This is a genomic window from Pseudomonas endophytica, assembly GCF_001411475.1.
In the GTDB taxonomy this organism is placed as follows: Bacteria; Pseudomonadota; Gammaproteobacteria; order Pseudomonadales; family Pseudomonadaceae; genus Aquipseudomonas; species Aquipseudomonas endophytica.
In genome coordinates, this window is record NZ_LLWH01000042.1 from 1 (window position 1) to 10204 (window position 10204).

The window sequence follows — 10204 nt, forward strand, 5'->3', positions numbered from 1 at the left end:
TGGGCATTAAAGTCCCCATTTCGACCTTGATCGGCAAAATTGTCTACTGGTTCATCTTGCTGGTTTTTCTGGTGTCGGCGGCGCAATCACTAGGGTTGGATCGCGTTTCTGCAGCACTGGATATCTTTACGGTTTATTTGCCCAAGGTTTTCGGGGCTTTGCTAGTGTTGTTAGCAGGTGTGCTGGTCGCGCAGTTGCTCAACGGGCTAGTACGGGGTGCAGCCGAGGGTGTCGGTTTTGATTACGCAAGCGGTTTGGGGCGTGTTGCTCAGGGCTTGGTCATCATCATCAGTATTTCCGTGGCTATTAGTCAGCTGGAAGTCAAAACCGACCTGCTGAACCATGTGATTGTGATTGTCTTGATTACCGTTGGTCTGGCAGTTGCCCTGGCCATGGGTCTAGGAAGTCGAGAAATTGCGGGTCAGATTCTGGCTGGGATCTATGTGCGTGAGTTGTATCAAGTTGGGCAAGAAGTGCGAGTTGGCGAGGTCGAGGGGCAGATCGAAGAGATCGGCACGGTTAAAACCACGTTGCTGACCGAGGAGGGTGAGCTAGTCTCAATTTCCAATCGGATCTTGCTGGAGCAGCACGTGACAAGCCGCTAATGCGGCAAACCCTGCTAATGTATGCCGCCGTAAAAATGCCTGCTTTAAAGGCTGATACGGTGGCCATTGACCTGACTGTCGGCACGACTCGTTTTGAATAAAGCCCAATCGCTATCCATGCGCTACGATCCCCGCGAGCTCTCTGATGAGGAGTTGGTTGCGCGCGCGCACGATGAGTTGTTTCACGTTACGCGTGCATACGAAGAGCTAATGCGTCGATATCAACGCACTTTGTTCAACGTTTGTTCAAGGTATTTAGGGAACGATAGAGATGCTGACGATGTCTGTCAGGAAGTGATGTTAAAGGTGCTGTACGGCTTGAAAAATTTCGAGGGAAAATCGAAATTCAAAACATGGCTATATAGCATCACTTACAACGAATGCATTACACAGTATCGAAAGGAACGGCGAAAGCGTCGCTTGATGGACGCATTAAGTATTGATCCCCTCGAGGAGGCGTCTGAAGAAAAGGCGCCGAAACCTGAGGAAAAGGGCGGACTTGATCGCTGGTTGGTGCATGTGAACCCGGTTGACCGTGAAATTTTAGTGCTCCGTTTTGTCGCAGAACTGGAATTTCAGGAAATCGCAGACATAATGCATATGGGTTTGAGCGCGACGAAGATGAGATACAAGCGTGCTCTAGATAAATTGCGTGAGAAATTTGCAGGTCTTGCTGAAACTTAGTTCAGTGCAAATGGCTCTACGTGTAGGCAATGTCTGATAGACTTGCCGCCGAGTTGTCCCCCGGTATGTGGGACTGCTTTACAATCACCAGATGGGGATTTAACGGATGAAACTGAAAAACACCTTGGGCATTGCCATTGGTTCCTTTGTAGCCGCAACTTCGTTCGGTGCCCTGGCACAAGGCCAAGGCGCGGTCGAGGGTGAACTGTTCTACAAAAAACAGTACAACGACAGCGTCAACCACGTTGAAGACGGTTACAACCCAGGCGCATCGATCGGTTACTTCATCACTGATGATGTGTCGATCAACTTCGCATACGACAAGACTAACCACACCCGTTCTAACGACGGCACTGGTCATCAGAAACTCCAAGGCGACAACTTTGGTCTGAATGCTCAGTACCACTTCGGCACCGTAGGCGACGCTCTGCGTCCATACGTTTCCGGTGGTGTGGCTCACAAGAGCATGACCAACGTTGAGGCCGATGGCCACAGCGGTCGTGACAAGTCGACTTTCCTGACAGCTGGCGCTGGTGTTAAGTGGTACATCACTGACAACCTGTTCGCCCGTGCAGGCGTTGAAGCTGACTACAAACTGGACAACGGTCGTTGGGACTACGCTCCTACCGTTGGTCTGGGTGTAAACTTCGGCGGCAACGGCGGTAAAGTAGCTCCTGCTCCGGTCCCAGCTCCAGCACCTGTTGCTGAGCCAGAACCAGAAGCTCCAATCGCTGAAGTTGTTAAGGTTGAGCTGGACGTTAAGTTCGACTTCGACAAAGCAGTTGTTAAACCTCAGTACATGCCTGACATCCAGAACGTTGCTCAGTTCATGCAGCAGTACCCTGCGACCAACACTACTGTGAATGGTTACACTGACAGCGTCGGTACCGATGCTTACAACCAAAAACTGTCCCAGCGTCGTGCTGACTCTGTGCGTCAGGTTCTGGTTCAGCAAGGTGTTGCGGCTAACCGTGTAGACGCAGTTGGCCACGGTAAGGATGCACCAGTTGCTACTAACGCAACTGCAGAAGGCCGTGCTCTGAACCGTCGCGTAGAAGCGGTAGTTCAAGCTCAATCTAATTAATTTTAGATAGGCTGTTCAGAAAAACCCGGCTCAGGCCGGGTTTTTCTTTGCCTGTGATTTACCGGGCGGCGCAGCTATAATTGCGCCCACTTTCCGTAACCCTTCGAGTCCATTGCGCCCATGTATAACCTGGCCCGCCAGCTGCTTTTCAAACTGTCTCCTGAAGCCTCTCACGATCTGTCGCTGGACTTGATCGGTGCGGGCGGCCGTCTGGGGCTCAATAGTTTGTTGTGCAAGGCACCGGCGAAGCTGCCAGTGACGGTCATGGGGCTAGATTTTCCAAATCCGGTGGGTTTGGCTGCTGGTCTGGATAAAAACGGTGCAGCCATCGACGGTTTCGCCCAGTTGGGCTTTGGTTTCGTTGAAATCGGCACTGTGACGCCACGTCCTCAACCTGGCAATCCAAGGCCGCGGATTTTTCGACTGCCTGAAGCGCAAGCCATCATCAACCGCATGGGCTTTAACAACCTTGGGGTTGATCACTTATTGAGCCGCGTACAGGCAGCAAAGTACACCGGCATTTTAGGGATCAATATCGGCAAGAACTTCGATACGCCGGTTGAGCGTGCAGTCGATGACTACCTGATCTGCCTCGACAAGGTCTATACCCACGCCAGCTACGTGACCGTTAACGTTAGCTCGCCGAACACCCCGGGTCTGCGCAGTTTGCAGTTCGGTGATTCTCTCAAGCAGTTGCTAGAAGCCTTGCAGCTACGCCAGAACGAGCTGACGCAGCGCCACGGCAAGCGTGTACCACTGGCGATTAAGATCGCTCCAGACATGAGCGACGAAGAAACCGTACTTGTGGCTCAGGCGCTGCTTGAGACGGGTATGGATGCAGTGATCGCAACCAACACCACGCTTAGTCGCGACGGTGTTGAAGGTCTGGCGCATGGTGATGAAGCCGGCGGTTTGTCTGGCGCTCCAGTGCTCGAAAAGAGCACGCATACGGTCAAGGTACTCGCCGCAGAGCTGGCAGGTCGCTTACCGATTATCGCCGCAGGCGGGGTTACTGAAGGCAAGCACGCGGCTGAGAAGATCGCTGCAGGCGCCAGCCTGGTGCAAATTTACTCAGGCTTCATCTATAAAGGCCCAGCCTTGATTCGTGAGTCAGTTGATGCCATTTCTGCGTTGCCACGAAAGTAACTGACGCACCTTATTAAACAGGCATAAAAAGGGCTCCTTTAAGGAGCCCTTGGGCCGAAGCCCGCCGCCTGGATGAGACGGCAAGGTTAAGTCGGTGTAGCTTCGAGGTAATGTCGAAAGGTGCCCAGCGTTAGCCGACGGCGTTGAGTTCGTTGAGTCTGTGGATGCCCGCAGTGCCTGTCATACCGTCCCAGTTGTCGCCGCGTCCTTCGCGCCAGCCGTTAATCCAGGCTTGGCGTACCGACGGTAGAGTAAATGGGCAAAGCTCACGGGATTTACCATGAACGCCATATTGATATCCGCGTAAAAATGCTCTTTCCAACGGATCACGCTTAAGTCTTCTCATAGGGTGCTTCCCTCACTTGTTGACTGTTTTATATAGCGTCGACCTTCTAAAGGTCGGGGCAGAGTGTCCTGCCGTTGAGATGCTCGCTGTCGGCATAGCGAGCTTTTTTGTTGTCACCTGCGCGGCAACAACCTGCGTTCAGTTCTAACCAATGCGCTCAGACGAGGGAATGATCTTTTTGTCATAAGCACGTAACGATAATGGTGTTACAGCCATAAGAAAGACCGTTTTTGCACGCTTTGAATCGGATAAAGCCTGACAGGGCGAGCGCTTGCAAAGATGATGAGTTTCATTCTCCGTTGCTAATACTTGCTCTATTTACTCGGGTATTATTCGACGAAGGGTCTGAATATGACCAATTGTTTCTTAATGAATGATCTGCTTCAGCGTCTAGACTTAATCTGCTCAAAGGTAGGCAATGTCGCTGAAGTGGAACGGCACAGTTTCGTGCCACGCGAGCGCTCTTCAAGAAAAGCGCTTGATTGAAAACGGAGCAAGCAATGCGTTGCTTGTTCACTGAAAGCTAAAAGCTCAGGAATCCCATGTCGGATCGTAACGAACTCTTCCTTACCTGCCCGAAAGGCCTTGAAGGTCTGCTCCTTGAGGAGGCTATCGGCCTTGGTCTTGAGGAGGCTCGCGAGCACACCTCAGCCATTCGTGGCATGGCAGATATGGAAACTGCCTACCGCTTGTGTCTATGGTCGCGTCTTGCTAACCGCGTTTTGCTTGTACTTAAGCGCTTCCCAATGAAGAACGCAGAAGACCTGTATAACGGCGTATTAGAGGTTGAATGGCATGACCACATGCTGGCGGACGGTACGTTGGCCGTCGAATTCAGTGGTCATGGTTCGGGTATTGATAACACCCACTTCGGCGCCTTGAAGGTCAAAGACGCCATCGTCGACAAACTGCGTACGTCGTCTGGCGAGCGCCCGTCGATTGACAAGTTCAGCCCTGATCTGCGGATCCATCTGCGTCTAGATCGTGGCGAAGCGATTCTGTCTTTGGATTTATCGGGCAGCAGTTTGCACCAGCGCGGTTATCGTTTGCAGCAAGGTGCTGCCCCCTTGAAGGAAAACCTCGCAGCCGCGGTGTTGATTCGTGCCGGTTGGCCGCGGATGGCGGCCGAGGGTGCTGCACTGGCTGACCCAATGTGCGGTGTCGGGACGTTTTTGGTTGAGGGCGCGATGATCGCCGCTGACATTGCACCGAACCTCAATCGTATTCATTGGGGGTTTGACGGTTGGCTGGGCCACGTGCCAGCTATCTGGAAAAAACTTCATGAGCAAGCCACCGAGCGTGCTGAAATTGGCATGGCCAAGCCTCCCTTGTGGATCCGTGGGTATGAGGCCGATCCGCGCCTGATCCAACCTGCTCGCAATAACATCGAGCGTGCAGGCTTGAGCCACTGGATCAAGATTTATCAAGGTGAAGTCGCGACCTTTGAGCCGCGCCCTGATCAAAATCAAAAGGGCCTGGTCATTTCCAACCCGCCGTACGGCGAGCGTTTGGGGGATGAGGCCAGCTTGCTTTACCTTTACCAGAACCTGGGTGAGCGTTTGCGTCAGGCTTGCCTGAACTGGGAGGCGGCGGTGTTTACCGGCGCTCCAGATCTGGGCAAGCGCATGGGTATTCGCAGTCACAAGCAGTATTCGTTCTGGAACGGCGCCTTGCCGTGCAAGTTACTGCTGATCAAGGTAACGCCTGATCAATTTGTCACTGGCGAGCGTCGTACTCCTGAGCAGCGTCAGGCTGAGCGTGAACAGGCCGAATCGGATCTGCCGTCCAATCTCGAAGCTGTGCCTAAATACGAGAAATTCAACAAAAACGGTAATCCGATCAAGCCCGCGCCAGTGGTCATCGAACAGCCGCGTTTGAGCGAAGGCGGGCAAATGTTTGCCAATCGCTTGCAAAAAAACCTCAAAGCACTCGGCAAGTGGGTTAAGCGTGAGGGTATTGATTGTTACCGCGTTTACGATGCCGACATGCCTGAATACTCGATGGCTATCGACCTGTATCACGACTGGGTGCACGTTCAAGAGTACGTGGCGCCGAAGTCTATTGATCCGGAAAAAGCGTCGGCTCGCATGTTTGACGCCTTGGCTGCGATTCCCCAAGCGCTGAACATCGACAAAAGCCAAGTGATCGTCAAGCGTCGAGAGCGTCAGAGCGGTACTAAGCAATATGAGCGTCAAAGCGCCCAGGGCAAGTTTACTGAAGTGACTGAGGGCGGCGTTAAGCTGCTGGTTAACCTCACCGACTATTTGGACACCGGGTTGTTCCTTGATCATCGCCCGATGCGCATGCGCATTCAGAAAGAGGCCGCTGGCAAGCGCTTCTTGAACTTGTTTTGCTACACCGCAACCGCCAGTGTGCACGCGGCTAAAGGCGGCGCACGCAGTACGACCAGCGTTGACCTGTCAAAAACGTATCTGGACTGGGCTCGTCGCAACCTGTCGTTGAACGGTTTTTCGGACAAGAACCGTTTGGAGCAGGGCGATGTGATGGCTTGGCTAGATGCCTGCCGTGAAGAGTACGACTTGATCTTCATTGATCCGCCGACCTTCTCCAACTCCAAACGCATGGAAGGGGTTTTCGACGTTCAGCGCGACCACGTTCAGTTGTTGGACTTGGCCTTGGCACGCTTAGCGCCAGGCGGCGTTCTTTACTTCTCCAACAACTTCCGTAAGTTCATCCTCGACGAGCATTTGGAAGCACGTTATGCCGTAGAAGAAATTACCGCCAGCACTGTCGATCCGGACTTTGCCCGTAACAGCAAGATCCACCGCGCCTGGAAAATCATGGCCCGCTAATATGGCTGGTGTAGGTCGCGAGGCCTAGCCAATTAAAACGCCCCCGCTCGTATGATCGGGGGCGTTTTTTATTGGGCGGTGGTAAACCTTACGGAGCGATAGAAACCGCGCGATTAGCGATGGGGGGCTGGCGGTATAGGTCGAGAAGAACCTGGTCGAGAATCGAAGAGGCGCCCCAAGGGCGTGGGTCGTTGAGGATCGCGACCACGGCCCAGGTATCGCCATTACTGTCTCGGCTAAAACCTGAGATAGCCCGTACGGTATTCAGGGTGCCCGTCTTAATGTGAGCTTGGCCATTCATCGCAGTGGTTTTCAGGCGTTTACGCATCGTGCCGTCTTTGCCTGCAATGGGTAGGGAACTGATGAACTCTGCTGCGTAGGGGCTTTTCCAGGCAGCTTGTAGCATTTGTGCCATTTCGCGTGCACTTACACGCTCAGCCCGTGACAGCCCAGAGCCGTTCTCCATCACTAGATGCGGTGCAGTGATCCCTTTTTTGGCCAGCCATTGGCGTATAACGCGCTGTGCAGCTTTAGCGTCATCGCCGTCTGCATCGGTGCGGAACTGGGCGCCGAGGCTCAGGAATAGCTGCTGAGCCATGGTGTTATTGCTGTATTTATTGATGTCGCGAATGATCTCGGCCAAATCTGGCGAGTAGGCGCGTGCTAGCAGTTTTGCGCCTTTAGGTACGCTGGCTTGCCGGTCCTGCCCTTGAATACTGCCGCCAAGCTCTTTCCAGATGGCGCGTACAGCCCCTGCTGTGTAGGTCGCGTGATCAAGTAAGGACAGATAAGTCTGTGAGTTACAACCGTCTGCCAGTTGGCCGCTAACCGTGACGACAACTGAGCCGTCTGCTTGAGGGACAGGGTTGTAACGCACATCGCCGGTGCATTGTTTTGCATTGATCGCTTTAACTTGATTCTCGATTTTGATGCTTGCAATCGGCGGCTCGACCGAGACGAGCACCTTGCCGGAGTCGTTGCGAGCGACAAACCGCAACGCTTTCAGGTTGACCATGAGCGCGTCGGGTTTAACGAGGAAGGGTTTGTTTACATCATTGCCGTCATCGTTAAACGCAGGCAGTTGTGGTTGTTCGAAGAAATTACGCTCGAGCACCAAATCACCGGTCACTTGCTGTACACCGTTGGCACGTAGGTCGCGCATCAGCAGCCAGAGTTTTTCCATGTTGAGCTTGGGGTCGCCGCCGCCCTTGATATACAGATTGCCGTTCAGAATGCCATTGTTCAGGGTGCCGTCGGTATAAAACTCAGTTTTCCACTGGTGGGTTGGGCCTAGCATTTCGAGTGCTGCGTAAGTCGTTACCAGTTTCATGGTCGATGCCGGGTTCATCGACACATCGGCATTGAATACGGTGGGAACGCCTGGGCCGGTGAGAGGCAGTAGCACCAGTGATAACGCATCGTTTTGCAGCTTATTGGTTTTGAGCGCTTGTTGAACTTTAGGCGTCAGAGTGGTGTTGACAGGGGCGGCATTGACGCCGAAGGCGAGCGGCAAAAACACGCTGGCCAGAAGCAATGGTCGTAAAGATTTAATCATGTGAAGTAAAACCCTGCGGGCGAGGGGAAAAAAAGAGGGCGTGAACAAAAAGACCCTCAATGGTCTTAAAAGTGTTCGCATTATGCCCCAAGCCTATCGGGCTTGTGCATCGTCGTATGCTTGGCTGTGACTTATTTAACGCACAAAACGATGAACCGTTCACACGCAATCGGGCAGCAGTAGCCTTAAGCTGGTAAAGTGCCGCCCGTAATTACTTATGAGGATTGTTCAATGGCTACTAATCGTTCCCAGCGTCTGCGCAAAAAACTGTGCGTTGATGAATTTCAGGAGCTGGGTTTTGAGCTGAACCTGGATTTCAAAGAAGACCTGTCGGAAGAGGCTATCGACGCATTCCTTGAAGCTTTTCTAAAAGAAGCCATGGAAGCGAACGGCCTTGGCTATGTCGGTGGCGATGACTACGGTCTGGTTTGCCTGCAAAAGCGCGGCTCGGTCAGCGCAGAGCAGCGCGCCGCTGTTGAAGCTTGGTTGAAAGCTCGTTCCGAGCTGACCAGCGTTGAAGTGAGCCCGCTGTTGGACGTGTGGTACCCGGAAAAGCCAATTAATCCGGTAGCCTGACGTTAAACAGAAAGGCAGCTCAAGTAGCTGCCTTTCTGTATTACACCCTTTGCCCGTTCTGGGCGCTGTTTCGACATTATGTTGCTAACTAACCGCACACGTGCGTGTTTTCGTGTGGCCGTTGGTTGGTTTGTCAGTCGTAAATAGCTTTCTTCTTCCAATCACCTTCAGCTTCGTCGGTTTTAAGCCCTTCGTTCAGTTCATTGACCTCGTCACTGGTAGGCTCAAGGTTGCTCAGCACGAGGGCATTGGCACGCATTAACTGAGCTTCAAAACTCTTAAGTGCCTCACTGTATGGTGCTTGATCGGGCTGTTTGCGCAAATACTGTACGCCGCGCTCATAGGCCAAGCGTGCCTGGCCCGGCTGATTTTGCTGAAAGGCTAACTGGCCCAGATTATTGAAGAACTCAATATGCAGCATCACCAGCAAGTGACGGATCTCTCTGAGCCATTGCTTAGCTTCGTTGGCGGGCAGAGCACGATCCTTGGCGGCGCGGGTGATTTGTCCATGCAGTGTCTCAAGCTGAAAACGCACATCTTTAGCCTTGGCCTCAGTGAGAATCGGCCGTGGCGGGTTATTAACAGGCATTGACTCACCTTGCGCGATGAGCCCTTCAAGCTCTGCAACCCGTGCCTTTAACGCGCTGTCGGATTTTTGCAGCAGTAGCAGCCGTTGGCTTGCATTGAGTTCAAGACGGGTTAGTAGCACCTTGAGTGCAGGTGTCATCAGTTGCCCAGGAAAGGTTTCGTTGACTTCGCTGCTCCGGCGGATACGGTCGTTAAGCTCAATTTTGAGGCGAGCTTTTTCCACTTTGTTATGTTCAACGACGTGGTTTATGTAGCCGATAGCGATCAAAAGAGCGATCCCGGCAACGACTATCAGAGTGATCATGGAAGGCGTCAACGTTAAAACCTCATCGGGGTGGCCTGCCCGCGATAGAAAGTGTCGGGCAGTGTTGCTAATAGGCTTGTTCTGAATGCACGTGCGTTATCTCAGTCAGCTCAAGTTTTTGGCTATCTATAATAGAGAGGTAAAAATTCGAAAGGTACATTTCGCCATCATTCAAGCTTGTCATCATAGCGCTTGTAGGATGCAGGAATATAGGTCTAAGGAATTAGGCGTTAGGTGGTGTGGGAAAAGGTCTTGAGGGTAGGGAAGTCATTGATTTCAATAAATTTTCATATTGGGGTTGACGAGTTCTAAATCCATCCCTAGAATGCGCGCCAATTGCAGCGTAAAGCGAACAGCTAAACGCATGTAACCAGTGAAGTTGTAGTGTGTCCCCTTCGTCTAGTGGCCTAGGACACCGCCCTTTCACGGCGGTAACAGGGGTTCGAGTCCCCTAGGGGACGCCAATGCGGGAATAGCTCAGTTGGTAGAGCACGACCTCGCCC

9 protein-coding genes and 1 tRNA gene are annotated in these 10204 nt (G+C 52.7%); 7 read left to right on the forward strand and 3 right to left on the reverse strand.

Going from position 1 to position 10204, the window contains the following annotated elements; all coding sequences use genetic code 11:
- The 4 genes from AQS70_RS04490 to AQS70_RS04505 all read left to right on the forward strand — a co-directional run.
- Positions 1 to 605, forward strand: a 605-nt coding sequence (locus AQS70_RS04490) for a mechanosensitive ion channel family protein (RefSeq protein ID WP_055101720.1), incomplete at its 5' end; no start/stop codon positions are given.
- A 93-nt stretch (positions 606 to 698) separates the two neighbouring features.
- Positions 699 to 1289 (forward strand): RNA polymerase sigma factor SigX, encoded by a 591-nt coding sequence (gene sigX / locus AQS70_RS04495; RefSeq protein ID WP_156355000.1) that lies wholly within the window; start codon positions 699 to 701, stop codon positions 1287 to 1289.
- Between the two features lie 106 nt (positions 1290 to 1395).
- Positions 1396 to 2373 (forward strand): OmpA family protein, encoded by a 978-nt coding sequence (locus tag AQS70_RS04500; RefSeq protein WP_055101722.1) that lies wholly within the window; start codon positions 1396 to 1398, stop codon positions 2371 to 2373.
- A 120-nt stretch (positions 2374 to 2493) separates the two neighbouring features.
- Positions 2494 to 3519, forward strand: a complete 1026-nt coding sequence (locus tag AQS70_RS04505; RefSeq protein WP_055101723.1) for a quinone-dependent dihydroorotate dehydrogenase — start codon at positions 2494 to 2496, stop codon at positions 3517 to 3519.
- 130 nt (positions 3520 to 3649) lie between these two features.
- Here AQS70_RS04505 and rmf read toward each other — a convergent pair whose 3' ends face one another.
- Positions 3650 to 3865: a ribosome modulation factor gene (gene rmf, locus AQS70_RS23085; protein WP_082428030.1), complete on the reverse strand. Its 216-nt coding sequence runs from the start codon at positions 3863 to 3865 to the stop codon at positions 3650 to 3652.
- Positions 3866 to 4407: 542 nt separating this feature from the next.
- Between rmf and rlmKL the strand changes: the two genes are divergently transcribed.
- Positions 4408 to 6678 (forward strand): bifunctional 23S rRNA (guanine(2069)-N(7))-methyltransferase RlmK/23S rRNA (guanine(2445)-N(2))-methyltransferase RlmL, encoded by a 2271-nt coding sequence (rlmKL, locus tag AQS70_RS04510; protein ID WP_055101724.1) that lies wholly within the window; start codon positions 4408 to 4410, stop codon positions 6676 to 6678.
- An 88-nt stretch (positions 6679 to 6766) separates the two neighbouring features.
- Here rlmKL and dacB read toward each other — a convergent pair whose 3' ends face one another.
- Positions 6767 to 8233, reverse strand: coding sequence for a D-alanyl-D-alanine carboxypeptidase/D-alanyl-D-alanine endopeptidase (gene dacB, locus AQS70_RS04515; RefSeq protein ID WP_055101725.1), 1467 nt, complete (start codon positions 8231 to 8233; stop codon positions 6767 to 6769).
- 231 nt (positions 8234 to 8464) lie between these two features.
- On the opposite strand from dacB, the gene AQS70_RS04520 reads away from it, so the two are divergent.
- Complete coding sequence (locus AQS70_RS04520) at positions 8465 to 8809, forward strand: YggL family protein (protein WP_055101726.1); 345 nt, start codon at positions 8465 to 8467, stop codon at positions 8807 to 8809.
- Positions 8810 to 8942: 133 nt separating this feature from the next.
- On the opposite strand, the gene AQS70_RS04525 is transcribed toward AQS70_RS04520, so the two are convergent.
- Positions 8943 to 9701, reverse strand: a complete 759-nt coding sequence (locus tag AQS70_RS04525) for a hypothetical protein (RefSeq protein ID WP_187331775.1) — start codon at positions 9699 to 9701, stop codon at positions 8943 to 8945.
- A gap of 388 nt (positions 9702 to 10089) precedes the next feature.
- On the opposite strand from AQS70_RS04525, the gene AQS70_RS04530 reads away from it, so the two are divergent.
- Positions 10090 to 10165 (forward strand) — tRNA-Glu (locus tag AQS70_RS04530).
- The last annotated feature ends 39 nt before the right edge of the window (positions 10166 to 10204 follow it).